General features: G+C 57.9%; 24 protein-coding genes and 1 tRNA gene. 7 read left to right on the top strand and 18 right to left on the bottom strand.

Annotated elements, in window-relative coordinates:
- Nucleotides 1-5 precede the first annotated feature (5 nt).
- The 4 genes from QZ487_RS03305 to QZ487_RS03290 form a co-directional block, all read right to left on the bottom strand.
- Nucleotides 6-782, bottom strand: a complete 777-nt coding sequence (locus tag QZ487_RS03305; RefSeq protein ID WP_285976366.1) for a DUF2059 domain-containing protein — start codon at nt 780-782, stop codon at nt 6-8.
- Nucleotides 783-831: 49 nt separating this feature from the next.
- Nucleotides 832-2,235: a phosphoglucomutase/phosphomannomutase PgmG gene (gene pgmG, locus QZ487_RS03300; protein WP_296023303.1), complete on the bottom strand. Its 1,404-nt coding sequence runs from the start codon at nt 2,233-2,235 to the stop codon at nt 832-834.
- 61 nt (nt 2,236-2,296) lie between these two features.
- Nucleotides 2,297-2,596 carry a molecular chaperone DnaJ gene (locus QZ487_RS03295; RefSeq protein ID WP_285976364.1) on the bottom strand — a complete coding sequence of 100 codons (300 nt, stop codon included), beginning with the start codon at nt 2,594-2,596 and terminating at the stop codon, nt 2,297-2,299.
- A gap of 3 nt (nt 2,597-2,599) precedes the next feature.
- Nucleotides 2,600-3,409 (bottom strand): division plane positioning ATPase MipZ, encoded by an 810-nt coding sequence (locus tag QZ487_RS03290; protein ID WP_285976363.1) that lies wholly within the window; start codon nt 3,407-3,409, stop codon nt 2,600-2,602.
- Nucleotides 3,410-3,498: 89 nt separating this feature from the next.
- Here QZ487_RS03290 and panC point away from each other — a divergent pair, with 89 nt between their 5' ends.
- A complete protein-coding gene (gene panC, locus QZ487_RS03285; protein WP_285976362.1) occupies nt 3,499-4,362 on the top strand; it encodes a pantoate--beta-alanine ligase in 864 nt (287 codons plus the stop codon).
- A 293-nt stretch (nt 4,363-4,655) separates the two neighbouring features.
- Here panC and QZ487_RS03280 read toward each other — a convergent pair.
- Nucleotides 4,656-4,729 (bottom strand) — tRNA-Gly (locus QZ487_RS03280).
- A gap of 171 nt (nt 4,730-4,900) precedes the next feature.
- On the opposite strand from QZ487_RS03280, the gene cysD reads away from it, so the two are divergent.
- The 3 genes from cysD to QZ487_RS03265 are packed head-to-tail and all read left to right on the top strand — an operon-like array spanning nt 4,901 to nt 8,477.
- Complete coding sequence (gene cysD, locus QZ487_RS03275; protein WP_296023301.1) at nt 4,901-5,803, top strand: sulfate adenylyltransferase subunit CysD; 903 nt, start codon at nt 4,901-4,903, stop codon at nt 5,801-5,803.
- On the top strand, nt 5,803-7,725 hold the full coding sequence (cysN, locus tag QZ487_RS03270; RefSeq protein ID WP_285976360.1) for a sulfate adenylyltransferase subunit CysN: 1,923 nt from the start codon (nt 5,803-5,805) through the stop codon (nt 7,723-7,725). Before cysD ends, cysN begins: the two co-directional genes overlap by 1 nt.
- Before the next feature lie 14 nt (nt 7,726-7,739).
- Nucleotides 7,740-8,477: a 3'(2'),5'-bisphosphate nucleotidase CysQ gene (locus QZ487_RS03265; RefSeq protein ID WP_285976359.1), complete on the top strand. Its 738-nt coding sequence runs from the start codon at nt 7,740-7,742 to the stop codon at nt 8,475-8,477.
- A gap of 6 nt (nt 8,478-8,483) precedes the next feature.
- Here QZ487_RS03265 and QZ487_RS03260 read toward each other — a convergent pair whose 3' ends face one another.
- The 6 genes from QZ487_RS03260 to pepN all read right to left on the bottom strand — a co-directional run bounded on the left by QZ487_RS03260 (nt 8,484) and on the right by pepN (nt 15,431).
- The gene (locus QZ487_RS03260; RefSeq protein WP_285976358.1) at nt 8,484-9,020 is read right to left on the bottom strand and encodes an adenine phosphoribosyltransferase; all 537 of its coding nucleotides are present in this window, start codon (nt 9,018-9,020) and stop codon (nt 8,484-8,486) included.
- A 75-nt stretch (nt 9,021-9,095) separates the two neighbouring features.
- Nucleotides 9,096-9,923, bottom strand: coding sequence for a cytochrome c1 (locus QZ487_RS03255; RefSeq protein ID WP_285976357.1), 828 nt, complete (start codon nt 9,921-9,923; stop codon nt 9,096-9,098).
- A 33-nt stretch (nt 9,924-9,956) separates the two neighbouring features.
- Nucleotides 9,957-11,270, bottom strand: coding sequence for a cytochrome b/b6 (locus QZ487_RS03250; RefSeq protein WP_285976356.1), 1,314 nt, complete (start codon nt 11,268-11,270; stop codon nt 9,957-9,959).
- 17 nt (nt 11,271-11,287) lie between these two features.
- Entirely contained in the window at nt 11,288-11,863 is a 576-nt protein-coding gene (gene petA / locus QZ487_RS03245; RefSeq protein WP_296023299.1) for a ubiquinol-cytochrome c reductase iron-sulfur subunit, read from the bottom strand.
- A 180-nt stretch (nt 11,864-12,043) separates the two neighbouring features.
- A complete protein-coding gene (gene pgeF, locus QZ487_RS03240) occupies nt 12,044-12,805 on the bottom strand; it encodes a peptidoglycan editing factor PgeF (protein ID WP_285976354.1) in 762 nt (253 codons plus the stop codon).
- Nucleotides 12,798-15,431: an aminopeptidase N gene (pepN, locus tag QZ487_RS03235; RefSeq protein WP_296023297.1), complete on the bottom strand. Its 2,634-nt coding sequence runs from the start codon at nt 15,429-15,431 to the stop codon at nt 12,798-12,800. The genes pgeF and pepN overlap by 8 nt, the downstream gene beginning before the upstream one ends.
- 52 nt (nt 15,432-15,483) lie before the next feature.
- Here pepN and QZ487_RS03230 point away from each other — a divergent pair, with 52 nt between their 5' ends.
- On the top strand, nt 15,484-16,281 hold the full coding sequence (locus tag QZ487_RS03230) for an SDR family oxidoreductase (RefSeq protein WP_285976352.1): 798 nt from the start codon (nt 15,484-15,486) through the stop codon (nt 16,279-16,281).
- On the opposite strand, the gene QZ487_RS03225 is transcribed toward QZ487_RS03230, so the two are convergent.
- From QZ487_RS03225 to QZ487_RS03205, 5 genes are read right to left on the bottom strand one after another with little or no spacing between them, the layout of a single operon-like run.
- Nucleotides 16,278-17,246 (bottom strand): DMT family transporter, encoded by a 969-nt coding sequence (locus tag QZ487_RS03225; RefSeq protein ID WP_296023296.1) that lies wholly within the window; start codon nt 17,244-17,246, stop codon nt 16,278-16,280. The genes QZ487_RS03230 and QZ487_RS03225 overlap by 4 nt on opposite strands.
- On the bottom strand, nt 17,243-18,250 hold the full coding sequence (locus QZ487_RS03220; protein WP_296023295.1) for a low specificity L-threonine aldolase: 1,008 nt from the start codon (nt 18,248-18,250) through the stop codon (nt 17,243-17,245). The genes QZ487_RS03225 and QZ487_RS03220 overlap by 4 nt, the downstream gene beginning before the upstream one ends.
- A gap of 32 nt (nt 18,251-18,282) precedes the next feature.
- Nucleotides 18,283-19,848, bottom strand: a complete 1,566-nt coding sequence (locus QZ487_RS03215; protein ID WP_296023293.1) for a PH domain-containing protein — start codon at nt 19,846-19,848, stop codon at nt 18,283-18,285.
- Nucleotides 19,849-19,853: 5 nt separating this feature from the next.
- A complete protein-coding gene (locus QZ487_RS03210) occupies nt 19,854-20,393 on the bottom strand; it encodes a PH domain-containing protein (protein WP_285976348.1) in 540 nt (179 codons plus the stop codon).
- A gap of 40 nt (nt 20,394-20,433) precedes the next feature.
- Nucleotides 20,434-21,603, bottom strand: coding sequence for an acyl-CoA dehydrogenase family protein (locus QZ487_RS03205; protein ID WP_285976347.1), 1,170 nt, complete (start codon nt 21,601-21,603; stop codon nt 20,434-20,436).
- A gap of 141 nt (nt 21,604-21,744) precedes the next feature.
- Between QZ487_RS03205 and QZ487_RS03200 the strand changes: the two genes are divergently transcribed.
- Nucleotides 21,745-22,392 (top strand): glutathione S-transferase family protein, encoded by a 648-nt coding sequence (locus tag QZ487_RS03200; protein WP_285976346.1) that lies wholly within the window; start codon nt 21,745-21,747, stop codon nt 22,390-22,392.
- Entirely contained in the window at nt 22,392-23,168 is a 777-nt protein-coding gene (locus QZ487_RS03195) for an SDR family oxidoreductase (RefSeq protein WP_285976345.1), read from the top strand. Before QZ487_RS03200 ends, QZ487_RS03195 begins: the two co-directional genes overlap by 1 nt.
- Here the strand turns inward: QZ487_RS03195 and QZ487_RS03190 are convergent.
- A complete protein-coding gene (locus QZ487_RS03190) occupies nt 23,165-24,490 on the bottom strand; it encodes an MFS transporter (RefSeq protein WP_285976344.1) in 1,326 nt (441 codons plus the stop codon). The genes QZ487_RS03195 and QZ487_RS03190 overlap by 4 nt on opposite strands.
- Complete coding sequence (locus QZ487_RS03185) at nt 24,462-25,241, bottom strand: SDR family oxidoreductase (protein ID WP_285976343.1); 780 nt, start codon at nt 25,239-25,241, stop codon at nt 24,462-24,464. Before QZ487_RS03185 ends, QZ487_RS03190 begins: the two co-directional genes overlap by 29 nt.
- Nucleotides 25,242-25,377: the final 136 nt, after the last annotated feature.

The raw sequence follows: 25,377 nt of genomic DNA, 5'->3' as shown, positions 1-25,377 counted from the left end.
AGCGGCTATTCGGAAACCTCACTTGCCGCCATCATTCCCGTCTTGATGTCTTCAAGGCCAAGCCCCGTCAGCTCGGAAATGCGCGACAGCTCGCCCGGCGAAAGCTCTTCATAGGCTCGCAAAGGTGGCAGGTCAGCTGTGGCTGCTTCCATTTCGCTTTCCATATTGGCCATCGCTTCCATCATCGCGGGCATGGCTTCCATCGTCGCTCCGATAACACGCGGGTCGCTTGCCAAAGTGAAGCTCTTACGTGCGTAGCTCAAGCCGCTCTCGGTAGAGAAGAAGGCATTGATATCTTGGAGTTCGGCATCGGTAAAAGTGATTGCATAGGCCTCCGTCATGGCCTTGCGCATACTTGGTTCCATGGCATCCATCATGCGGCCCATGATTGCCGGCATTACCGCGCCAATAGCCGCGTTGCGCTCTTCCCGCACCGGATCAAGGATCGTCGCAACTTCTGCCAGCTGTTTTTCATTCAGGTCCAATTCGTAAGCACTGACGCCAAGCGATTTCGCCACATCGCCAGAGCTGGCTTTCGAGGCCATCTCCATAATCGGCCCCATCATGCCGTCGAACATTGAGCCCATCATTTCGCCCAAAGTGCCTGGCGGGATCATCTTGTCGATGATTTCCTGGCTAATCGGCAGTCGCGCTTCCTCCTCTGGTGTCAGCGGCTCAACCGGAAACATCTGAGCCATCATAGCCATGACGTCTTCTTCGGATTCGGCATCTTGCGCTGCGGCGGGCGTGCCAAACGTCAGTGCCAGGGGCGCGGAGGCCAAGATTGCTTTCTTCCAAAATTTCATAGCTGCGATACCTCTCACAATAGTCTTAGTGCCCCACGCTTGTCCCGCGTTCAAGGCCAGATAGCGCCAGTTGCTCATCAATCTGTCCGAGTAGACGCTCAAGCCCTTCCTGAGTATCGCTTTCCGCGCGCGCGACCAGCACATCCTGCGTGTTCGATGCACGTAGCAGCCACCAACCGTCTTGCGTCGTGACCCGTACACCATCAGTGGCGTTCACTTCCGCTGGGCTGTCCGCCAAACGGGCGCTGACTTCCTCAATCGCAGCAAATTTGCGGCTTTCATCAACCTGGAAACGCATTTCCGGCGTGTTGAGCATTTCAGGCATTGCACTGCGCAACTCGGTCACCGATTTGCCCAGCCGCGCAGATGCCGCAATCAAGCGAAGCCCGGCGTAAAGCGCGTCATCAAACCCGTAATAGGTGTCCGCGAAAAATACGTGTCCGCTCATTTCGCCAGCCAGCGGAGAGCCTGTTTCTTTCATTTTGGACTTAATCAGCGAGTGGCCGGTTTTCCACATCAGTGGTTTGCCGCCGCATTTTTCAACATGGTCAAACAGTGCCCGGCTGGCCTTCACATCAGCGATCACAGTCGCGCCTTGATGCGATTTGAGCACATCTTCAGCATAAATCATCAGCAGCTGATCACCCCAGATGACTCGGCCTTGGCCGTCAATCGCGCCGATCCGGTCGCCGTCGCCATCAAAAGCTATGCCAAACTCGAGCTTCTTCTCAGCGACGAGCGCCTTCAAGTCAGCCAGATTGGCTTCAACCGTGGGGTCAGGATGATGATTAGGAAAATTCCCGTCGACATCGGTGTAGAGCAGATGATGCTCTCCCGGCAGACGCGCAGCGAGCAGCTCAAGCGCAGGGCCGGCTGCGCCGTTCCCTGCATCCCATCCGACCTTCAGGCCGGAAAGGGTGGCGGCATCAACGCCGTCCAGCCCCTCAAGCATGTGATTGACATACTCATCAAGGATATCATGCGCCTCAACGCTGCCGGTACCATCGATCCAGGCGCCTTCGGCAGAGATGTCACCCAGTTTCTGAATGTCTGCGCCAAAAAATGGACGACCTTGAAACACCATCTTGAAGCCATTGTAATTGGCGGGGTTATGGCTGCCGGTTATCTGAATGCCGCCGTCCACATCTTCGCGTGAAGCCTCCGCGTAATAGAGCATGGGGGTTGCGCTCATGCCGATACGGACCACGTCACAGCCGCTAGCTGTCAATCCTTCGATCAAAGCATGTTCGAGCATGGGCGAGCTGACTCGTCCGTCATACCCCACTGCGACTTTGCGCCCACCTGCTTCACGCAGCATGCTGCCAAAGCTGCGCCCGATCGCGCGCGCATCATCAGCGCCCAGTGTTTCCCCAATGATACCGCGAATGTCATATTCGCGCAGGACAGTGGAATCGAAAGTATGGCTCATGGGAAAAGGTCCGTATTCGTAATGTTATCGCTCGCACCGTAGTCGATGCGATGTGCGGATGTCACTCTTGCGACAATCCGTCTTGAGACAGCTCGTCGAGCAACAAATCGCGCGCCGCATTGGCTTCGTGCACTTGTTCATTCGTGCCGCCGCGGTCCGGATGCACCATAGCGATCAATCGCTTATGCGCCTCCATAATGTCTTTGTGGCTGGCGTTCGATTGCACCGCCAGCAGTTTGCGCGCTTTAAAAACAGCTTGCTGGCGGGTTGTTCGACCACGCAGATATTCCCACGGCCAGCGCCCGAAAACGAGCTTTACGCCCAGCGACAGGATCAGCGCGATGATCAGCAAGCGGATCATCGGTCAGACAAGCACCAGCTTGGGCTGAGGCGGCATGAATTCGGGCAAGGCAAGCGAGCGCACGAGTTCGCGCAATTCTTGACGGGCAACCAGATGGCTGGTGCCCAACTCGCCTAAATGCCCCTTGTCGAGCAGTGTCAGACCCGACGGGAAAAGCTCGCGATAGATCACGCGCTCTGAAAGGCCCTGCGCCACGCGAAAACCAACGCGCTTCGACAGCTCTGTCAGCGCCTGTTCGATCCGCACCATATTGCGGGCTTCGACATGGCCTGTGCGGTTGCGCACGACTACCCAGTCCATTTCACGGCGGTGCTGGTCAATCGTCGCCCGGCTGCGCTTGATACGCGCCTCCCAGATCAGCTCGGCATAGAATGACAGTTTCTTGACCTTGAATGTCTCGCCTTCGACCTGGCCGATCAGATCGAAATCGACAAAACTGTCATTCATGGGTGTAACCAGCGTGTCTGCCTCGGTTGCCGCATGCCGCGCAAGCTCGTCATCGCGGCCTGGTGTATCATAGACGATGTAGTCCGCATTCGCGCCAAGCTCTCGGCTGAGCGCCTCCAGCCCCTCGATATCACCTTCGAATACGCGGCACTCCGCAGTCGGCAGTTTGATACCGCGTCGTTCGGCGGTGGTAGTCCGATTCTCCAGATAGCGCGCCATCGTCCGTTGTCGCTGATCCAGATCTATCGCCACCACTCGCGCCCCGCGATAGGCCAGCGCAATCGCTATATGCACCGCGGTGGTGGACTTTCCCGTCCCGCCTTTTTCATTGGCGAAGACAATCCGGTGCGGAGCGGGTGCAGACATAGGGGTAAGTGGCCTTCTCGAATTTCTTGTCTCGCGCATATCGAGCGCGCTAGGGAAGCGGTTTAAATCATACTTGAGGGGGCACCACCGTGCAAACCGTCAGATCACTCGACATGTTGAGAAAATCGCTCGCAGAGCTTCGTGCTGACGGCGGCAGCATAGGGCTGGTCCCGACAATGGGCGCGCTGCATGAAGGGCATTTGACCCTGATGCGCCAAGCCAAGGCCAAATGTGATCACGTGGTCGCTTCGATCTTCGTCAACCCGACCCAGTTCGGCCCCAACGAAGATCTTGATGCGTATCCGCGCCAGCTGGCTGAAGATTCAGCGATGCTGGAAGCCGAAGGCGTCGCTTTGTTATGGGCGCCGACAGTGGATGCGATGTACCCGCCAGGCTTCGTCACCAACATTTCTGTCAGCACAGTGAGTGAGGGGTTTTGCGATGCCTCACGCCCCGGCCATTTCGATGGCGTGGCAACGGTTGTGTGCAAGCTGCTCAATCAGGTGATGCCGGATATGGCATTTTTTGGCGAAAAGGATTTCCAGCAGCTGGCTGTGATTCGTGCGCTGGCGCGCGATCTCGATCTGACCCGTCCGCATGTCGATAACATCGTCGGCGTGCCAACGGTGCGCGAAGCCGATGGCTTGGCGATGAGCAGTCGCAATCGCTATTTGTCGCCTGAACATCGCGCAGCGGCAACCGCACTCCCTAACGGCATGAAACTCGCGATTGCGGAAATCGAAGCCGGCCAAGCCCCGGATGCCGCCCTCGATACTTTGAAGAGAGTGCTGATAGAAAGCGGCTTCGATTCGGTCGACTACGCAGCCTTGGCAGACGCAAGCTCTCTGGAATTGCTCCATTCCACACCCCATGCCCCGGCGCGTCTTCTGGTAGCGGCGCGGATCGGGAAAACACGGCTGATCGACAATATGGCGGTGCGACCGGCTGTTTGAACCGCGTCCTTCTAAGTACTTGCGTTAGCCAGCGTTTGCCAATTCGTAAGAATAGCAGCCACCCAGTTGTTGCTATTCTCCAACACGCCGCAGTTGCGCAAAGGCTCAACCTGCAAAACACCCCTATCATTGGGGGTATCGACCAGACTGCCATTGCATACCTCCTAAACATACCCCCCACTAGAGTGCGGATGGCATTGAACTCGGGTGAATGCGTGCGGACAGTTAGCACCAGAATACCGGGGATTTACAGCCGACGTCTAGACAGGAATGAACAGCGATGAACGGGAAGTTGGAGCGGGTAGCGGGAATCGAACCCGCATAACTAGCTTGGAAGGCTAGGGCTTTACCACTAAGCTATACCCGCCCGTTGTGACGCTCTTACGAAGCGCGGCGCGCAATTGCCACGATATGGTCTGGTTCGTCAATGAAAGACTGACGAGTTTGCGAACTGCTTGTTAGCGGCAAACCAATTCTATTCTTGCGCAGCCAATTTTGGGGCTTAACCACCGGCACACGAACAACTAACTGACCCGTTATGCAAAGCCTGACCCATCTTCAGCGGCTCGAAGCCGAAGCGATCCACATCATGCGGGAGGTTGTGGCCGAAGCCACAAACCCGGTCATGCTGTACTCGGTCGGCAAGGACTCTTCGGTTATGCTGCACTTGGCGCGAAAGGCCTTTTATCCAGCGCCGCCGCCCTTCCCGATGCTGCATGTCGCCAGCGGCTGGGATTTTAAGGACCTGATTGCCCATCGCGACAAGACCGTGAAGGAATACGGACTTGAACTGATCATTGCCCAGAACGAGGATGCCGATACGCAAGGCATCAACCCGTTCGACACGGGTAGCGCGCTCTATTCGCAGGCTCAGCTAACCGATCCGCTCAAACGCGCGCTGACCGAACACGGATTTGACGCAGCGTTCGGCGGTGGTCGACGCGACGAGGAAAAGGCCCGCGCGAAGGAACGGGTATTCAGCTTCCGCAATGCATCGCATCGCTGGGACCCGAAGAACCAGAGGCCGGAGCTTTGGAATCTGTACAATGCCCGCAAGAAGGACGGCGAGAGCATTCGTGTCTTCCCTATCTCCAACTGGACCGAGCTCGACATCTGGCAATATATTCTGGCCGAGAAGATCGACATCGTACCGCTCTATTATTCGGCGAAACGCCCCACTGTTGAGCGGGACGGGTTGACGCTGGTGGTCGATGACGAACGCTTCCGCTTCGAGGATGGTGAAGTACCTGTCGAGCGTTCTGTCCGGTTCCGTACCCTGGGTTGCTATCCGCTGACCGGCGCGACCGAAAGCGATGCGATCGAGCTAACCGATATCATACAGGAAATGCTGCTCGCGACCGGCTCCGAGCGACAGGGACGCGCGATCGACAAAGGTGAAAGCGCCTCGATGGAAGCCAAGAAGCAGGAGGGGTATTTCTGATGCCCTATTCTGGAGAGAACCAGGCATACGCCCCTGAAGCTTTGATTGCGGACGATATCGCCGCCTATCTCGATGCGCAGCAGCACAAGGAGATGCTGCGGTTCATCACATGCGGATCGGTCGATGACGGCAAAAGCACGCTGATCGGGCGGCTGCTGTACGATTCGAAGATGATCTTCGAAGATCAACTCACCGCATTGGAGGGCGACAGCGCAAAGCACGGCACGCAAGGCGATGCGATCGACTTTGCCTTGCTGGTTGACGGGCTGGCGGCGGAACGCGAGCAAGGCATCACCATTGATGTCGCGTACCGCTTCTTCGCGACCGAGAAACGCAAGTTCATCGTCGCGGATACACCGGGCCACGAACAATATACACGCAATATGGTGACCGGCGCCTCGACAGCTGATCTGGCCGTGATCCTGGTCGATGCACGCAAGGGCGTGCTCGAACAGACCAAGCGGCACAGTTTCCTCGTCCATCTACTTGGCATCAGGCATCTGGTGTTGGCGGTGAACAAGATGGACCTGGTCGGCTACGATCAGGCAATCTTCGATCGCATCGTTGCCGATTATCAGATCTTCGCCAAGGAGATTGGCGCTGAGGCATTCACCCCCATTCCCATCTCGGGGTTCAAGGGCGACAACATTACAACCGCGCCATCGGCCAACACGCCTTGGTATGCAGGTTCAAGCCTGATCGATCATCTGGAAACGGTCGAGCTTGCAAACACTCGCGCGCAAGAGCGCGCTTTTCGTATGCCGGTGCAATGGGTCAACCGGCCCAATCTCGACTTTCGCGGCTTTGCCGGCCTGATATCCGGCGGAAGCGTAAAGCCCGGCGATCCGGTGCGAATCGTCCCGTCAGGCAAGACCAGCAAGGTAAAGCGCATTGTCAGTTTCGATGGCGATCAGGACGAAGCCGTCGCCGGACAATCAGTCACGCTGACGCTGAAGGACGAAGTTGATTGCAGCCGTGGCGATGTGATCGCGGCCGCAGATGATCCGCCCGAGGCATCTGACCAATTCGAAGCCACCATTGTGTGGATGGATGAGCAAGCGATGAAGCCCGGGCGCGGTTATTGGCTGAAGCTTGGCAGCCAGACAGTTACCGCTAATGTGCAAGCACCCAAATACGAGATTTGCGTCAACACATTCGAACATCTGGCGGCCAAGACGCTGAAGTTGAACGGGATTGGCGTGGCCGAGCTGCGCACCGATCGCCCGATCACGTTCGAACCCTATGCCAACAGCCGCCAGCTTGGCGGGTTCATCCTGATCGACAAATACACCAATGCGACGGTTGCCGCCGGGATGATTCATTTCAGCCTGCGCCGCGCACAGAATGTGCACTGGCAAGCGACGGAGATTGGCCGCGATCATCACGCCGCGCTGAAGAATCAGAAGCCGCGCGTGCTCTGGTTCACCGGGCTTTCCGGTTCAGGCAAATCGACCATTGCCAATGAGGTCGAGAAGCGGCTCAATTTGATGAACCGCCACACCTTCCTGCTTGATGGCGACAATGTGCGGCACGGCCTGAACAAGGATCTGGGCTTTACCGAAACCGACCGGATCGAGAATATCCGCCGTATTGGCGAAGTCGCGAAGTTGATGACCGATGCCGGTCTGATCGTGCTGACGGCCTTTATCAGCCCCTTCAGGGCCGAGCGGCGGATGGTGCGCGAAATGCTGCCCGAAGGTGAATTTATCGAGATCTTCGTCGACACCCCGTTGGAAGTGGCAGAGCAGCGCGATGTGAAGGGTCTCTACAAAAAGGCACGCGAAGGTCAGCTCAAGAACTTTACCGGTATCGACAGCCCCTATGAAGCGCCCGAGAATGCCGAAATCCGCGTCAACACAGTCGACATCACGCCTGCTGAAGCCGCTGATTACATCATTGAACAGATCATGCCGTTGAAATGAGTGAGATTGCGCGAATGACCGACGCAGAGCTCGCTGCGGAACTGGCGATTGAGGCCGGGAAGATTCTGCTGGAAGTTCGTGACACGCGAATGCTGGAAGGCAAGGCTCTTGGCGATGCCGGAGACGCCACAGCCAATCAGTTTTTGTGTCACACACTGCGCGCGGCCCGACCAGACGACGGCCTGCTCTCCGAAGAGGAAAAGGACGACACGGCGCGGTGCAGCAAGCGCCGCGTGTGGATCATCGATCCGGTTGATGGAACGCGCGAGTATGGTGAGCAGAGGAGCGACTGGGCGGTCCACGTCGGCCTGTCGATCGATGGTGAAGCCCACACTGGCGCGGTTGCGTTGCCGGGGCTCGATGGCGGCATCGTGCTGCGAACCGATCATCCCGTGCCTTTGCCGGAAGCAGCGCCTGTGCCCCGCCTGGTGGTCAGCCGCACGCGCCCCGCAAAAGAAGCGGTCGAGGTCTGCAAGGCAATCGGCGGGCAACTCGTCCCCATGGGCAGCGCCGGGGCAAAGGCGATGGCTGTGGTGCGCGGAGAAGCCGAAATTTACCTGCATTCCGGCGGACAGTTTGAATGGGACAGCTGCGCGCCCGTGGCCGTGGCGAAAGCGCATGGGCTGCATTGCAGCCGGATCGATGGAACACCGCTGATCTACAACTGCGAGGACACTTACCTGCCGGATTTGCTGATTTGCCGCCCCGAATGGGCGGAACGGGTACTTAATGAAGTCGCGAGGCTCAGCTAAAGCTGTTCAGTCGCCTTCAAATTCCATCAAGGTGCTGACTTCCACGCTGGCATCGCGCAGCCTCTGTGCCCCGCCAAGATCCGGCAGATCTATGACAAACAGCGCATCATCGATTGTCGCCCCTGCCTGACGCAGCAATTGCGCCGCTGCCAGAGCGGTGCCGCCCGTGGCGATCAGATCATCTACGATAACAACAGTCTGGCCATGCTGAATGGCGCCAGGGTCAATCTCCAACCGGTCAGTACCGTATTCAAGCGCGTAATCGATCCCGATAATTTCAATCGGCAGCTTTCCCGGCTTGCGAACCGGAATGAAACCCAGCTCAAGCTCGACAGCTACCGCCGCGCCAAAGATAAACCCGCGTGCCTCCATTCCTGCAATCGCTTCTGCACCGCACGCCTTAGCCCGTTCAGCCAAGTGGCGGACAGTTGCCGCCAAACCCAAGGGATGACCGATCAGCGTGGTGATATCACGGAACTGGATCCCGGCTTCGGGGAAATCCGGCACAGTGCGGATCAGAGATTTGAGCTCGTTAGGTGTCATTCGGGGTCCTCAAATGAAAACGCCCCGCCATCACGAGGATGGCAGGGCGCCTTGAAATGCGGTGTCTCGCAAAATTCAGTCTTTGCGCGGCTTCACGGAAGCCCAGATCTGCTTCTTGGAAAGATATGCCAGAATGGTTGCGATCAGCAGGAAGATCAGAACCGGCAAACCGGTTTGCTTGCGATCAATCAGGCGCGGCTCAGCGGTCCAAGTCAGAAACGCTGTGACGTCCCTTGCCATCTGGCTAACTGTCGCTTCGGTCCCGTCACTATATGTTACTTGCCCATCAGCCATCAGCGGCGGTGCCATCGACAGATTAACATTGGCAAAATAGGGGTTGAAATAGAGGCCCGCAGGCACCTCGAAATCAGGATTTGCCGCAAGCAATTCCGGATCTGGTTCGCCATAGCCGGTCAGCAGCGAATAGACATAGTCCACACCATTGGCGCGTGCCTTGGTCATCAGCGAAAGATCAGGCGGTTCGCCAGCACCGAAGTAAGGTACAGCCGGGAAGTGATCGGTTGGCAGACCCGGGCGGGTTTCCACTTCAGCCAAAGAAGCATCATAGACCGGGATGTTATAGGTCGATGCTTCCTGCTTCACCTCGGCTTCGTTGTAACCCAGCTCTGCCAGATTGCGGAACGCGACATACTGGATCGAGTGGCAAGCTGCGCACACTTCCTTGTAAACCTGGTAGCCGCGCTGCAGCTGCGCATAGTCCCAGGCGCCAAGCGGGCCTTCGAAGCTGAAACCGCCGTCCGGGCCATGCGGCTTCTCTTTGAACGCATAGTAGGCTGGCTTTTCGCCAGGTTCGGTGATTTGGTTGTAGGCCCCTTTGCCGAATGACCAGAGTGCGATCCCTGCGAAAAACAGGCCGATCAGGATTGCGCCGATGCGGATCATGGTTCGTGTCTCTCTCTATCCAGTCGTCGCGGCTTATTCGGCCGGCTCAGCTGCAGTGGCTGCAGCAGGTTTGTTGTCACTCAGCACCGCTTCCGTGATCGAATAAGGCAGCGGCTCGGTCTTCTCGATCGAACTGAGCAGCGGCAGGATCACCAGGAAGTGCAGGAAGTAATATGCCGTCGCGAGCTGGCTTAGCATCACGTAGGGTTCTTCAGCCGGGCGACCACCGAGATAGAACAACAGTGCCATCGCAGGGATCAGGCCGAACCAGAAGAACTTGCGGAATGTCGGGCGATAGTGGCCTGAACGTACCGGTCCTTTGTCCAGCCAAGGCAGGAAGAACCAGATCAGGATCGAGCCGAACATCGCCATCACACCCAGCAGCTTTGCCGGGATCAGAACCACTCCGGTAAACGGAATGGTCAGGTCAAAGGTAAAGGCGCGCAAGATCGCGTAGAACGGATAGAAATACCATTCCGGAACGATCAGCGCCGGGGTCGAAAGCGGGTTCGCTTCGATGTAGTTTTCCGCGTGACCAAGCGTGGTCGGGAAGTAGAACACCACGATGGCGAACAGGATCAGAATAGCGCCCAATCCGAAACCGTCCTTCGCCGTATAGTACGGGTGGAATGGCACGGTGTCGCTTTCGCTTTTCACTTCAACCCCGGTCGGGTTCGAAGAACCCGGAATGTGCAGCGCCCAGATGTGCAGGATCACAACGCCTGCAATCACGAACGGCAGCAGGAAGTGGAGCGAAAAGAAGCGGTTAAGCGCGGAGTTATCCGGCGCGTAACCACCCAAGATCCACACCTGGATTGATTCGCCCACAAGCGGGATTGCTCCGAACAGGCCGGTAATTACCTGTGCGCCCCAGAAGCTCATTTGGCCCCAAGGCAGGACATAGCCCATGAACGCGGTCGCCATCATCAGCAGGAAGATGACCACGCCAAGCAACCAGATCATCTCTCGCGGAGCCTTATACGAGCTGTAGAAGAAGCCGCGGAAGATGTGCAGATAGATCACCAGAAAGAAGAAGCTGGCGCCGTTGGCATGCGCGTATCGCATCAGCCAGCCCCAGTTGACGTTGCGCATAATGTGCTCAACCGTCTCGAACGCGACCAGCTGGTTCGCGGCGTAGTGCATCGCGAGCACAACACCGGTGACAATCTGGAACACGAGGAAAAAACCGGCCAGAACGCCGAAATTCCACATGTAGTTGAGGTTGCGCGGAACCGGATATCCGGCGCCGACTGCATTGTAGACCAGGCGTGGCAGCGGTAGCCGCTCATCCAGCCATTTAGTCAGTCCCGTCTTGGGTTCGTACTGGCGTGCCCAGGCAAAGCTCATCGCAAATCTCTCAACAATTAACCGACGCGGATGACAGTGTCGGACGTGAATTCATAATCGGGAACGGCAAGGTTCGTCGGCGCCGGACCTTTGCGGATACGGCCGGCCGTATCGTAGTGCGAACCGTGGCACGGGCAGAAATAGCCGCCATACTCACCCTTGTTTTCGCCTTCGGCAGCACCCAAGGGAACGCAGCCCAAGTGCGTGCAAAGGCCCAAGGTGACCAGCATGTCTTCACGGCCTGCCTTGGTGCGATCCGCAAGCGTTTCGGCATCGCGCAGAGAAGCCACATCTACAGCGTTCGCTTCGTCAATCTCGGCTTGCGTCAAGCGGCGCACGAACAGCGGCTGCTTGCGAAACTCGCCCTTGATCGCCTGGCCAGGCTCAATCGCCGAAACATCAATCTCGGTGCTGCTGGCAGCAAGAACATCGGCAGAAGGAGCCATTTGGCTAACCAGCGGATACAGCACAGACGCGCCGCCAACCCCGGCGAAGCTTACCGCTGCGATGTTAATAAAGTCGCGCCGACGAACCCCGTCTTCGCCCGCCATGGTGGCGGCATCAGGTGTCGCGGTGCCAGTCGTATCAGCCATTAGCCTTAACCCTGCTCTTGTTATCTCGAGCGCACATGATGTGCGCGTAAAACCCCTGGCGAATTCCCGCTGTTGACGGGATACACCTATTTGGCGGCGCTGATAGACGCAAAGGCGGGCTATGCCAACCGTGTTTTGGGCATCAAATGTTCGGTTTCGTGCAAGCAAGCGTGATGCCAGCTAGGAAAGAGCAATCATGCTTATCTGGCGGCCATAGTTGGGCTCGCCCCTATGTGTCGCTCGGCGATAGGAATAATACGACTTTTCAGATGCATAAGTGTCGAACACCAGATCTTCGACATGCCTGACCCCATGCCGCATCAGACGCTTGGAAATATAGGCGGGTAGATCGAATTGCCATTTTCCCACTTCACCGTATGCAAAGAAGGGCGCATCGTCAGCACCGAATTGCTGCCGAAAAGGATCGTCCACTTCGTAGCTGGCTTGCGCGATAGTCGGCCCGATAGCCGCTGCAATCCGATCGAGCGAAGCGCCCAGCGAAACCATGGCTTCAAGAGTATTCTCCAAAACACCGCCCTGCTCATTTCCACGCGCCCCGCGCCATCCGGCATGTGCTGCACCGATGACTCCCGCCTCTACGTCGGCAAACAGCACTGGCGCGCAGTCCGCTGTGACGATGCCCAACACCAAGCCTGAGGCCGCTGTGACCAGCGCATCGCCTTCCGGTCGTCCGGTTGCGGAATCGTTCCACGCTTCAGTCACCATAATCACGTCAGGCGAATGGACCTGATGTGGCGATACCAGCACTCCGCCTGGCAGCACCGAATCAGCGGCCGAGGCGCGCGCATCGCGGATGACTTGCTCATCACCCTCGCCGCCATAGCCAAACTGGTGCAAGCAGCCGCTATGGCCAAAGAAGCCGTGCGCAACGCCTTCCAGCGCTTCCGAACGGACTATGTCGAAGTTGGCTGCGTTAGCCATCCAGACTGCGCGTGACCTGTTCGAAAGTATCGCGAGAGAGGTTTGCCGCCGCTTTTATCCGCTCCAGCTCGGCCCGCATCAACGCCGCACGGCCATCTTCCAGCCGCCTCCATCGCCCAAGCGCTGGCACAAATCGTGCCGCAGTTTGCGGATTGATCGGATCAAGCGCGAGGATAAGATCCGCAATCATCCGATAGCCCTTTCCACTTGCCGCGTGAAACGCAGGAGGATTGCCCGCAAGAGCCATATAGAGCGAACGCACACGATTCGGATTGTGCAGCGTGAAGTCCGGATGCTCTGCCAATGCTTCCACGTGCTCAAGCACTTGCGGGTGCAACGACCATGCCTGCAGCGTGAACCATTTGTCGATCACCAGCGCGTTGCCTTTGTAGCGCTCGTAGAAGTCAGCCAGCTTCGCTTCGCGCAAGGGGTTCTCCAGCCCTGCGAGCACTCCGAGAGCCCCCTGTCGATCAGTCATATTGTCCGCAGCATCATATTGCGCGGCGGCGAGTTCGGCTGCCCTGGAAGGATTGCTGGCCGCTATAAAGCCAAGCGCAAGCGACTTGACCTTCCGCGCGCCGCGGGCGTCGTCCCCATCGAACGGTACTTTCTCGGCGCGATCGTAAAGCGCCGCAAGTTCGCCCGCCAATGTGCGCGCCAGCATCGCCTTCAAGCCTTCGCGCTCGCGATGGATTGCATCCGGATCAGCCTTGTCGAATTGCTCGAACAGATAGGTTGTCGTTGGCAAAACCATCAATTCGCCGCGCATTGAGTCATCAAGCTGATCATCGGTCACGATTGCCCGCATCGCGGTTGCAATGGCGTTCGCGCCCGCTGCCCGCGCATCTTCGGACAAATTGCCATTTGCGGCTGCGACCAGATGGCCAACCATCAATTCCTGCATCGCCTCATAGCGTGCGAAGCTGTCATCATCATGCGCCGCCAGCAGCATCAATTCCTGCAGTGAAGCTTCGCGTTCGATCTTCACCGGCGCTGTGTAGCCACGGTTGATCGACAGCGCAGGTCGCACTACGAAGCCTTGGAAAGTGAAGCTCTTTTCCGCTGCGTCCAGGATGATCAGCTGTTCGCCTTTGTGCAGGCCCGTCTCTGCATCAAGCATGGCAATGCGCAGGGGTATCACCATCGGCTGCTTATCCGGCTGGCCAGGCGTTGCGGGCACAGTTTGCGCCAGCGAAAGCGTCACAATGTCTCCCTCGTGATTGACGGCAACCTTCACCCGCGGCGTGCCAGCCTGACGATACCACAGGCGGAACTGGTCGAGGTCCAGCTCAGCGCCCTCTTCGATCGCACGAATGAAATCTTCGCACGTCGCGGCTTCGCCATCGTGACGATCAAAGTAGAGATCTGTACCTTTGCGGAACCGCTCGGGGCCGGCTATTGTGCGCATCATGCGGATGACTTCAGCGCCTTTGTTGTAGACAGTCGCGGTGTAGAAATTGCTGATTTCGCGATAGCTGTCAGGCCGGATCGGATGCGCCAGGGGGCCTGAATCTTCCGGGAACTGCGCAGCGCGTAAGATGCGCACATCTTCGATCCGTTTGACCGCTTCGCCCTGCATATCCTGGCTGAACAGCTGATCGCGCAGGACAGTAAAGCCTTCCTTCAACGACAGCTGGAACCAGTCACGGCAAGTGATCCGATTGCCAGACCAATTGTGGAAATATTCATGCGCGATCACCCCCTCCACGCCGTCAAAATCCGCATCAGTCGCTGTGTCAGTGTCTGCCAGCACATACTTGGTGTTGAAAACGTTGAGCCCCTTGTTCTCCATCGCTCCCATGTTGAAATCGCTGACCGCCACAATGTTGTAGAGGTCGAGATCATATTCGCGCCCGAAAGTCTCCTCGTCCCATTTCATCGATTTCTTGAGCGATTCCACCGCATGGTCTGTGCGCGGTAAATCCTCTTCGCGCACCCACACATTCAGTTCGACTTCGCGGCCGTTGATGGTGGTGAAGGTACTGGAATTGGCGACCAGATCGCCTGCTACCAGCGCAAATAGGTAACTCGGCTTGGGCCACGGATCAAACCACTCGGCCCAATGTGTACCGTCTTCTCCTTCGCCCGCTGCTTCCACATTGCCGTTGCACAGCAGGATCGGGAATTGTTCCTTCGAGCCGCTCATTTTGACGCGGTATGTGCTCAGCACATCCGGGCGATCCGGGAAGAAGGTGATGCTGCGGAACCCCTCGGCTTCGCATTGCGTGCACAGCATGCCGTTGGAGGCATAGAGCCCTTCAAGCCGTGTGTTAGCCGCCGGTGCAATCGATGTCGTAATCTCTATCTCATGCGCATCACTGCTCAATGGGATGATCAGATCGCCGCCATCGCACGAAAAGTCATTACGCACTTCGCCATCAACTTTGACGCTGAGCAGTTCAAGGTGATCACCATCCAGCCGGATCGAACCCGCAGGATCAGCCTTTGCATTGCGCGCGACGGTCAGTTTCGATGTGACGCGCGTTGCCTCCAGCCCCAAATCGAAATGCATCTCGATTTCGGGAACAAGCCAGGGAAACGGCTTGTAATCCTCTCGCCGGATAACGGGGGGATCGTGTGGTGTCGGGGCGGCGTCCGCCATCTCTGGGTTACTTTGGATATCCATCGCAGCCCGATTTAGGTTGCTTTGCGCCGGTGTCCAACGCTTAGATATGACAATGACCAAACATATTCTGATCTTTGGCCTGGGATACACGGCAAGCCGACTGGCTGATGCGTTGAAAGTGCAAGGCTGGGCCGTCGATGCGACCGGCAGCGCAGGCAATATCGACTTCAAAAACGAGAATGCAGTACGGGCCGCCTTGCACGATGCCAGTCATGTTCTGTCATCTGTCCCGCCGGATCGACAATCTGGTGAAGACCCCGTTCTGGCCCGCTACGGCCAAGCATTGTCGAACCATTGGATCGGCTATCTCTCCTCAACGGGTGTCTACGGCGACCAGCAAGGTGCATGGGTCGATGAAAGCACGCCAACAGTGGCTGAGACCGGCGCGGGAAGGCGCAATGCCCGCGCCGAAGCAGATGCGGCGTGGATGCAGCTGAGCGCGCGCGTGTTTCGCTTGCCCGGTATTTATGGGCCGGACCGCAGCGCGCTTGATCGCGTAAGAGAGGGCAAGGCACGCCGGATCGACATTCCAGGGCAAGTGTTCAGCCGCGTGCATGTCGTTGATATCGTGTCCGGCGTGGTCGCAGCCATTGAAACCGGCGCCGCAGCAGGCGCGTACAATCTGGGTGACGATCTGCCGGCCAGCGGCAACGCCGTGACCGAGGAAGCCTGCCGATTGCTGGGTATCACTCCGCCTCCGCTGCAGACGCTGGAGGAAGCGAACCTCAGTGAAATGGCGCGCGGTTTTTACGCAGAGAACCGCCGCGTCGCGAACGGCAAAGCCAAGCGTGTTCTCGGTTGGGAGCCCCAGTATCCGACTTACAAGGAAGGGCTGCTTGGCCTGCTCTAATCGACATCATGCCGGAAGGCTGTAGCCTGCCCCACCTTGATGGTATTCTGCTTGCGCGCCTTCAGCGCGAGCACCATGCCCAGTATTGCCAGCGCCATCCCGCCTGCTGTCAGCGGTGTCCAGCGATAGCCCTCAAGCAGCGTCGAAATCAGCATCGCAACGCAGATTGTAACGATCGAATTATAGGCAGTGCGCCCTGCGCCAATCTCTCGCACCAGATTATAATGTAGCGGAAATGTTATGACGGAGCCGATCAGCGCAAGATAGATGATGCCTGACCAGTATTCCATACTGGTCGGCAACGGCGGCGCACCAGCAGTCAGCAGAGCAAAGATTCCGTCGAACACTGTGCCATAGAACATGGCCCATGCCAGCAGGCTGACCATTGGAACTGCACGGCCAGTCGGGTTCGCCTGAATGACATTGGCGACGGAGGCTGATAGAATGCCAAGCATCGCTAGCACAATCCCGAGCCCCACATTGCCGCCAACAACCCCCGCATCGGGATTCGCGAGCCATTCGTGTGCCAGCAAGAACGACACGCCAATAATCGCGACCGCGCTGCCCAGCATGAACCCGCCTTGCACGCGCTCCCCCAGAAAGATCCGCGCAAACATCGCATTCGGCACCATCAGCAGCGCGAACATCATCGCCACAATTCCGGACGTCACGTAAAGCTCTGAATGGTAGACGAACAGAAAATTACCGCTGAACTGGAATATACCGACAGCCGCGGCAAGCAGATGTTCAGGCCGCGTCAGCTTGAGGCGGCGCTTCATCAGGAACGCGACCAGGAACAGGGCCGGTGTCGCCAGCGCAAAGCGATAGAAAACCGACCACGCCGCTGGCACGCCGTCGATCTGCCCCGTGATCACAAACCAGGTTGAGCCCCAGATAGTGCCGGTGATCAGGAATGGCAGTATGACACCAGGGCGCAGCATGCTCTGCGCTTCAGTCCCGCTCATAAAGATGCGATCGCTTTTGCCAGAGCCATCGCGTCTTCTTGCGGTGTGTTCCAAGCGGTCACGAAACGGGCCAAATTTTGACCCCAGTCATAGAAGTCGAATCCCTGTTTGCGCAGCGCCTCGCGCTCGACCGCAGAAAGGCGCACGAACAGCTCATTGGCTTCAACCGGATGCAGCAAGCGATCGCTGCAAGCGCCGGCAATTTCGGCTGCCGCCGCATTCGCTGCTCTTGCATTTTCAAGCCACAGATCGCCATCGAGCATCGCGAGGATCTGCGCCGCCTGATAACGGCCCTTGCATTGCAAATGTCCGGCGCGCTTGCGGCGAAATTTCACCAAGTCAGCTTGTGCCGGGTCAAACATTACCAGCGCTTCTGCGCTCATCCCGCCATTCTTGATGCAGCCGAAGGCCAAGGTGTCGCACGGGCCGACCGCATCGGCCGGCGATCTCCCCAGATACGCCACGGCATTGGCAAAGCGCGCACCGTCCATATGCAGGCCCAGTTTGCGCGCCTGCGCAAACTCGCCCAGCGCCACCAACTCATCGGGCTGATAGGAACAGCCATATTCGCTAGCCTGCGTGATCGAAATCGCATGCGCTTGGACCTGATGCACATCATCGCGGATCGGATCGAGCACCGCAGCGATATCCGCCGGCGTCAGTTTGGCACTTGCGCCCTGCGCCAGCATCAGCTTTGCACCATGCAGGTAGAACCCCGGTGCGCCGCCTTCATCGACTTCGATATGCGCTTCCTCGTGGCAAATAACTCCGCCATGTGGTCGCACCAGCGTGGCTAGCGCAAGGCAATTCGCTGCCGTCCCGGTCGCAATCCAGCTCGCCGCGCACTCGCGCCCGAACACTTCCGAGAAGCGATCATCAAGCGCCTGACTTAGTGCATCGTTGTCATAGGGATTGTCGGGTGCATCTGCTGCGCGCATCGCTTCCCACAGCTTGGGATGCACTGTTGCTGCATTATCAGACAGGAAGGGTTTGCGTGTGCTCATCGCCATCGCCTGTAAAGCGGCTGGCGGCGAGATCAAGCCAATGCGGAGAAATCGCGCGACGCGATGCTGTGCAATATTGCAGACTTCAGCTCGCGAGATCGCTTGATCGGCAAGCCCGGAATCGAAAACGTTCCGCCGGCCAGGCCCAGATGCAAAGTCGCATAGCCCCGCCGCTGCGCAATTGGGCCTTGCACGATCTCCACTGAATGCAGCTTCACCCGCGATGCAATCCGCGTAGCAGGCGAAAGCAGCCCCTTGCGCCCAAAGATTTGCGATGCACTCAAGGCGTGACGATGGAACTGCCAAGCATAGAGGTTCGCAGCGACGAAAAAGATGGACAACGCCAACGGCACAAGCGGCACAAAAGGAGCGTAAACAAACCCTGTTCCAATCGCTCCCGTGCCGATCAGAACCGCCAAAATCACTGCGATGAGCGCGAATACCCCTCCTTCGATCGCGGCACTGTCAACGCGGTACTTGCGGCTCGCATGATACCAATCGAGATCCTCGGATGGCGGCTCAAACTTGGCTGCGCGAATGATCGGTTCAAGCTCTTCCATCTGCGCGAAGGGTGCAACCACATGGCTGGATGAACCTGCATCTTGCGCCAGGCTGACAAACTTAAGATCATGCCAGCCGAAGCGATAGCGTAGCCAGCCAGTGCCCAAAACCAGCGCTTGCACGCGGTGAACCGGCATGACCACATCGGTCTTGGTGAACAGCCCGCGGCGGCGGCGGAACCCGCGTGCTGTTTTCTCAAGCACAAAGCCCCAATCACGCAGAAAAGTGCGAACCAGGCCCGTTGCTGAACCAATCACGATCAAGGCGATCAACCCTGCAATAAAACCCGCAATCTGCGCCATGAAGCCAAAGCTAGACAGTAGCCCACTCTGGCTTTCGATCCAGCCTTGCCACAGATACACATCCCAGAGCTCGATCCCGATAAAGGTATCGGCATATTGCATGAGGCCGCCAAGCACAGCGAAGACCGCCAGCGAAAATTCGAAGAGGCCGAATGTGGTCAGGCGTTTGGTGTCCATCGCAAAGATGGTCTGCGCATCATCGTCCACGGCTTCGTGTGCTGCTGCTTCCCCATCTGCCTGGGCTATGCTCGCCGCTACTTCCTCGCGGCGTTCACGGATCAACCGGCGCAATGCCTCGCCCTGATCTTCAGTCAGATAGGCAAGCTTGAGATCGTCACCCCCGCCGGCGCCGGTTTCAAACTTGGCTTCGACCAGCCCGAACAGCCTTGGTAGCAGTTTCTGTTCCAGGCTTACGTCCTGAATGCGTTCGTAGGGAACAGAGCGCGCCGCACGGCTGATAATCCCGCTTTCAACGCGGATGTCTTCAGCCCCCGTGGTGTAGGTCAAGCGAAGCCAGCGCAGATATGCCGCACCGACATTGGCCACTAATATCGCCAGTATAGCTAAGGCCAGGCCGCCTACGCCGAACGGATTGTCGCGCAAGGCAACGCCGGCAACGACAAGCGGCACGACAAGTTGGCGGATGGTTGTGATTGCGCTGACCAGCAGGCCGATGGGGGCCGTGCGTTGCGGCTGCGCCTCCTCAGCGGAATGGTTAGCAACTTCGTCAGACATCTGCGTCAAAGCGCCTCACGCTTGATATGGCTACGGATTTCCTCGCGCATATCGCGTGCCAAAGGCTCGCCCAGACCTGGCAAAAGCACCGAGGCATTGTGCGAGCCCGCAGTGTGAAGCGTTAGCGTCGCAATCCCGAAAAAGCGGTCGATTGGTCCTTGATTGACATCGATATGCTGAACCCGGCCGAATGGCACCACGGTGTCATGGCGGAACAGAATCCCGCGCACGACCCGCAGGCGGTCTGTGCTCATCGCATAGCCGCGCGCGTAAAACCGCCGCGACGGAAGGCGGATAATGAATGCTAATGCGATCAGCACAACGGGGATCATGATTGATGCGGTCGGCAAGATGGCTTGGCCCTCCAGAACGAAGGCAGCAACTATGAACGGGATTGAAGTCAAGGTGGCTTGAACCCGCAAAGCCGATTTATAATTCGGGTGAAGCTCGGTTAGCGCCTGATCGTCGCCATGGCCTTCGACCACGGGTGTCTGATCAGTTTCAGGAGCGACCACAGGAGGCGCCGCGTCAGTGTTTTGATCCATAGTGCTTTAGATGGGCAATACGGCGTTCAGCGTCAATCTTTTAGCGCCGCTGGTTGAACCTGCGCCCGATCAGTGCTGCGGCGATATTGGTCTTCTGAACATCAGTTGTGCCGCCCGCGATCCCCCAGGCAAAGCCGTCGCGAACGCGCTGCTCCATACCGTAGTCCTTGTGATAGCCATATCCGCCCATCACTTGCAGCCCCATCGCGGTGACTTCGCGCACGATTTCGTTGGCATAGCATTTAGCGACCGAGCTTTCGTAGACCGTCGGCAGGCCATCCGCCTGATGTGCGGCGTTGGCGGCCGCGCGATGGATCAATAAGCGCGACGCCTCTACCTTCATTGCCATCTCGGCAAGCTTCAGCTGCACCGCCTGAAATTCGACGATGGGTTTGCCGAAGGCTTCCCGCTCCTGCACATATGCGGTTGCCTGCTCCAGCGCAGCGGCGGCAAGACCCAGCGATTGCGTGGCGTTTCCGCAGCGCTCCAATCCGAACGCGCTCATCAGTTTTCCGAAACCGCCTGCGCCCACGATCACATTCTCTTTCGGCACGCGTACATCTTCAATCGCATAGTCTGCCGTGTCGATCCCGCGAAAACCCATCAGCTGTTCACGCTTTCCGAATTGCATTCCGGGCGCATCTTTCTCAAGCAGGATGGCGCCGATGCCCTTGGCGCCCGGCTCATCATTGTATCGGCAATAGGTGACATAATAGTCCGAGTGCCCGCCGCCCGATGTCCAGCGCTTGTAACCATTGACCACATAATCATCACCCTCAGCCACTGCGCGGGTTTTGAGGTCCGTCAAAGCCGTACCTGCATCGGGCTCTGACATCGAAACCGCGACAACTTTTTCACCCTGTATCACTTCCGGCAGGATGCGCGCTTTCATCTCGTCCGATCCGAAACGCTCGATCGTGCGCACCGGGCCGACCAGAGCTTCGAACACGGGAAAAGCAACTGCGTTGGAAATTTGCGCAAATTCTTCGAGCACCAGAAGCGCTTCGACATGACCCAGCCCAAGACCGCCATATTCGGTTGGCAGATTGACGCCGAGAAAACCCAACTCGCCATATTTGCGCATCATGTCGCGCGGGACGGAATAGTCTTTCTCTTCCATATCGCGCGCCAGGTCTGGCAATTCGGCGCGAGCGAATTTTCGCGCCGCATCCTGCAATTCGCGCTGTTCGTCGGTTAGGCGGAAATCCATTGGTGCTGATCCTGTCGTTTGATTGTCGCGCTACCCCTAGCGCATCTTGAGGGCTGTTTGCCTAGCGCATTTGTGAGGGTGGCAGAATTCGCCCGCTCGCATAGGATTAGTTCAATCAGACATTCGCGAAGGAGAACTCCCATGACCAAGCTTCATTCCAGTCTCGGCCCTAACCCCCGCCTGGTGCGCATGTTTCTGGTCGAGAAGGGCCTGAAAGAGGGGGAGGACTTCGAGCGAATTCACTATGACATAATCGCTGGCGAAAACCGCCAAAGCGGCAGCCTGACTGACAAAAACGAATTGCAAACGTTGCCTGTGCTCGAACTGGACGATGGCACATGCTTGACCGAAAGCTGGCCTATCTGCGAATTCATCGAGGAGGAGCATCCAACCCCTAATCTGTTCGGCGAGACTTCGCTTGAGCGCGCCGAGGTGCGCAAATGGGCGCGACTGTTCGATCAGGAAGTTGTTGTCCCGATGACAATGGGTTTCCGCGCGACTGGCGGCAGACCAATGTTCGAACCGCGTATGCCGGTTGTCTCGCCTGAAGCCGGGGCCGAGCTCGCCGCAATGTCCGATGCCAAATGGCGCTGGTTCGATGCGAAGTTGGGCAACAGCAACAATCTGGCGTTGGGCCGCTTCACCTTCGCTGACCTACTGATGTTTTCCTTTGCCAATTTCGGCTTCACCATCGGTTGGAAGCTGCCCGAGGGAACAGACAACCTCGCGCGCTTCGTTGAGACCCACAACCAACGTGAGTGCGCCGCCATCTGGCAACAGGCGGAATAGTGCCCGACCTTTCCGGCAAAATCGCAATCGTCACGGGTTGCGCGAGCGGCATCGGTGCAGCAACTGTCCGGCGCTTTTTATCTGATGGCGCGCAAGTGCTGGGCACTGATATCAATGCGGATGCCGGACAGGCATTATGCGACGAACTTGGCGCGACATTCCTGCCGCAGGATGTATCTGACCGCGCGCGCTGGAGCGAAGTGATTGTTGCTGCTGTCACAAAATTCGGGCGGCTAGATATCCTTGTGAACAATGCCGGCAATGTGTCCGGCGCAAGCATTGGCGATGGGTCAGATGAAGAGCTGTTCGCCGCATGGGATCAAGTGATCGCGGTCAATCTGACAGGCACCATGATGGGTTGCCGAGCGGCAGTTGCGGCGATGAAGAACAATCCCGGCGCAACCGGCTCGATCATCAATATTGCGTCCACGACGGCGATCACTCCGCTGCCAACAGACGTCGGCTATTCTGCCAGCAAAGCCGGTGTCCGCGCGCTGACAAAATCGGTGGCAACGTGGTGTGCAAAGCAAGGGCTTGCGATCAGGTGTAACGCAGTGATCCCCGGCGCGACCGAGACTGGCATTCTCAATGCAGCTGAAGAAGTAACGCCGGGCCTGAAGGCAGCTGTCGCCGCCACATCGCCCATGAACCGCCTGGCCTATCCGGCGGAAACCGCGGCTGCGATTGCCTTTCTCGCCAGTGACGAATGCCCCTTTATGACCGGTGCAGACATGCTGGTTGATGGCGGCGCGCTGAGCATACACCCCGGATTCTAAGTGTTAGCTACGTGCTCAAGATAACCGGTCACGCGCATCTGGCGCGCGGTCCAGGCAAAGATCGCCAGCGCCACTAACCCCGCCGCAAAACTCACAAAGAGCACCGCATCGCTCAAGGCCGCGTTGCCGCGCGTGGGCTCCAGCGTATCGCTCAACCAGCCGATCACGCCTAACCCGAATGCCTGCCCGATCAGATTGTTGAAGAAGAGTGCGATGGCAACGGCGAAGCCGCGCTGCGATGGCTCCACCGCCGATTGAATGCCGGACATGATGGGCGCCTGGCTCGCAACGTAGATTCCGTATGCCAGTGCAAAGATGCCCAAAAACAGAGCAAAACTGCCGCTTTCAAACGCAATCCAGAGGGGAAGAACTGCTCCAAGGCTGACAATCCCGGGCAGCCAGGCGCGCCAGCGCTCGTCATGCTTCGCCAACCAGTCAGTGAGAAAACCCCCCACTATCGGGCCGGGAACGCCGCCGATCAGAAAGGCAAGGCCAAGATATATAGCGACATCGCCCACTGACACTTCGAACAGGCGGATCATTGCCGGAGCAAGCCAGAAGGCCATGCCGTATCCGATCATGATCTGGACCGCCCAGCCTAAAGCGAGGCCCAGAAAAACCTTGTTAGCAAGCAAACTGCGAATGGTTTCGCCCAGTGGCCGCTGCTCAATCCGCGCACCCTTGGGCGCATAGCGCCCGCGTTGCGGCTCGCGCACGGTAAAGTACAAGAATCCGCCGATGACAAAGCCCGGGATTGCCATCAGGATGAAGGCGTTGCGCCAACCGAACGCTTCCGCCAGCAACCCGCCCGCCATCAGCCCGGTTACAGTTCCCAGCGTCGAGCCGAGCGTCAGGAAACCCATGGCTCGGGCCAGCTCTTTTCGCGGGAAATAGTCTGCCAGCATCGATTGCGAGGCTGGGCCAGAACATCCTTCGCCAACGCCAACTCCGGTGCGTGCGAAAAACAGTGACCAGAACCCGATCGCTATGCCGCACAGCGCGGTCATGAGGCTCCAGAAGCTGATCGCGCCAGCCACGATGTTCTTGCGCACAGAACGATCGGCCAGCCGCGCTGCCGGAAACCCGATGATGACATAGGTCGCGGTGAAAGCGAAGCCGCCCAGAAGGCCGAGCTGCGTATCGCTGAAGTCGAACTCCGCTTTAATGTCTTCCAGCAGGATCGAGAACACCAGCCGGTCCGCCACGCTGAACAACAGCGTGAGGATCAGCAAGAACAATACGTACCAGCGATATTTGCCAGGTGCGTCTTGCTCAGCTTGCGGGTTTGAATCCTCAGTGATGGGGTCGGGCGTCGAGGCCATTGTCCACCGGAAGTACGATCCCGTTTACGAAGCGCGAATCGTCACTGGCAAGGTAAAGCACAGCATTCGCGACATCCTTTGGCGCACCCAAGCCATCAACTGGCAGCGGCCCGTCCGGGATCTGCATCAATTCCTCGCCTGCGCGGCCGGAAATATCGCGCACCATCGGGGTTTCGATCCCACCAGGCGCGATCGCATTGCAGCGGATGCCATACCCCTTGTCCTGACAATCCATCGCGATAGACCGCGTCATCGCGCGGATTGCCCCCTTCGCAGCGGTGTAAGCCGGAATATTGCCGTAGCCCATCAAGGCAGCAGTCGACGCCATATTGATGATCGAAGCGCCGGCTCCGCCGTTCTTTTCATGCCGGTTCTTCATCAATGGTAGTGCGGTCTTGCAGCCCAGAAATGTACCCTCAACATGGATCGCCATATGCAGCCGGAAATGTTCGAGCGAGCATTCCTCGATGCTCTCAAAGATCACGTTACCGGCATTGTTGACCAGGATATCGAGCCCGCCGTGACGTTGTTCCACTGCATCCATCATATGCTGCCACTGATCAGGATCGGTAACGTCTAACTCATAGGCATCGCCATGGATTTCATGCGCCACTTCGTGCGCGAGATCGATCTCCCGATCAGTCACAATTACATGCGCGCCTTCCTCGGCCAGCCGCATGCAATCAGCCTTGCCCAGCCCCATCGCGCCTCCGGTTACCAGCGCCACCTTCCCTGCGACTCTGCCTGCCATCCTGCTCTCCCAACACTGTTTTCTGCACGCCAAACTATCGGCAGCGATTGCGCACACCACTGTCAGAAGCGCTTAGTTTTCGATCAAAGTGCCAGTCGCCCGGCCGACGCTACACGCTAAGTTGCCTCTCAGGGAG

Origin of the sequence: uncultured Altererythrobacter sp., assembly GCF_913057185.1 — a bacterium.
In the GTDB taxonomy this organism is placed as follows: Bacteria; Pseudomonadota; Alphaproteobacteria; order Sphingomonadales; family Sphingomonadaceae; genus Erythrobacter; species Erythrobacter rubellus.
The sequence above is the reverse complement of the archived record's forward strand: the minus strand, read 5'-3'. Positions and strand labels throughout refer to the sequence as shown.

Coding starts and splice junctions, on each gene's coding strand:
- pgmG (WP_296023303.1), bottom strand. CDS start 2,235: ATGAGCCATACTTTCGATTCCACTGTCCTGCGCGAATATGACATTCGC.
- QZ487_RS03295 (WP_285976364.1), bottom strand. CDS start 2,596: ATGATCCGCTTGCTGATCATCGCGCTGATCCTGTCGCTGGGCGTAAAG.
- QZ487_RS03290 (WP_285976363.1), bottom strand. CDS start 3,409: ATGTCTGCACCCGCTCCGCACCGGATTGTCTTCGCCAATGAAAAAGGC.
- cysD (WP_296023301.1), top strand. CDS start 4,901: ATGCAAAGCCTGACCCATCTTCAGCGGCTCGAAGCCGAAGCGATCCAC.
- cysN (WP_285976360.1), top strand. CDS start 5,803: ATGCCCTATTCTGGAGAGAACCAGGCATACGCCCCTGAAGCTTTGATT.
- QZ487_RS03265 (WP_285976359.1), top strand. CDS start 7,740: ATGACCGACGCAGAGCTCGCTGCGGAACTGGCGATTGAGGCCGGGAAG.
- QZ487_RS03260 (WP_285976358.1), bottom strand. CDS start 9,020: ATGACACCTAACGAGCTCAAATCTCTGATCCGCACTGTGCCGGATTTC.
- QZ487_RS03255 (WP_285976357.1), bottom strand. CDS start 9,923: ATGATCCGCATCGGCGCAATCCTGATCGGCCTGTTTTTCGCAGGGATC.
- QZ487_RS03250 (WP_285976356.1), bottom strand. CDS start 11,270: ATGAGCTTTGCCTGGGCACGCCAGTACGAACCCAAGACGGGACTGACT.
- petA (WP_296023299.1), bottom strand. CDS start 11,863: ATGGCTGATACGACTGGCACCGCGACACCTGATGCCGCCACCATGGCG.
- pgeF (WP_285976354.1), bottom strand. CDS start 12,805: ATGGCTAACGCAGCCAACTTCGACATAGTCCGTTCGGAAGCGCTGGAA.
- pepN (WP_296023297.1), bottom strand. CDS start 15,431: ATGGATATCCAAAGTAACCCAGAGATGGCGGACGCCGCCCCGACACCA.
- QZ487_RS03230 (WP_285976352.1), top strand. CDS start 15,484: ATGACCAAACATATTCTGATCTTTGGCCTGGGATACACGGCAAGCCGA.
- QZ487_RS03225 (WP_296023296.1), bottom strand. CDS start 17,246: ATGAGCGGGACTGAAGCGCAGAGCATGCTGCGCCCTGGTGTCATACTG.
- QZ487_RS03220 (WP_296023295.1), bottom strand. CDS start 18,250: ATGAGCACACGCAAACCCTTCCTGTCTGATAATGCAGCAACAGTGCAT.
- QZ487_RS03215 (WP_296023293.1), bottom strand. CDS start 19,848: ATGTCTGACGAAGTTGCTAACCATTCCGCTGAGGAGGCGCAGCCGCAA.
- QZ487_RS03210 (WP_285976348.1), bottom strand. CDS start 20,393: ATGGATCAAAACACTGACGCGGCGCCTCCTGTGGTCGCTCCTGAAACT.
- QZ487_RS03205 (WP_285976347.1), bottom strand. CDS start 21,603: ATGGATTTCCGCCTAACCGACGAACAGCGCGAATTGCAGGATGCGGCG.
- QZ487_RS03200 (WP_285976346.1), top strand. CDS start 21,745: ATGACCAAGCTTCATTCCAGTCTCGGCCCTAACCCCCGCCTGGTGCGC.
- QZ487_RS03190 (WP_285976344.1), bottom strand. CDS start 24,490: ATGGCCTCGACGCCCGACCCCATCACTGAGGATTCAAACCCGCAAGCT.
- QZ487_RS03185 (WP_285976343.1), bottom strand. CDS start 25,241: ATGGCAGGCAGAGTCGCAGGGAAGGTGGCGCTGGTAACCGGAGGCGCG.